Source organism: uncultured Algibacter sp. (genome assembly GCF_947495675.1).
Classification (GTDB): domain Bacteria; phylum Bacteroidota; class Bacteroidia; order Flavobacteriales; family Flavobacteriaceae; genus Algibacter_B.
Window position 1 is genome coordinate 1 of sequence record NZ_CANLZX010000097.1, and the last position, 233, is coordinate 233.

1 protein-coding gene is annotated in these 233 nt (G+C 39.9%); it reads right to left on the reverse strand.

Annotated elements, in window-relative coordinates; genetic code table 11:
• A partial coding sequence (locus Q0842_RS16245) for a hypothetical protein (protein ID WP_298500570.1) occupies positions 1 to 233 on the reverse strand: 233 nt, incomplete at both ends.

Below are 233 nucleotides of genomic sequence, written 5' to 3' on the forward strand. Positions count from 1 at the left end.
ATTGTATGATCCGCACTATCTGCATCTGTTAAGTTCGCAAATAAATCTCCGCTTACTGGGGTGTCTTCATTTGTGCTTACTGTTTCATTGTTATCGGTGATTGCATCCGTTACTGGAGCTACCGTAATATCTAATGTAGAACTGTCGGTATCTGTCGCATCATTATCATCTACTAGGTCATAACCAATTGTTGGTACTGGTCCGTTGTAATTAGTCGCTGGTGTAAATGTATA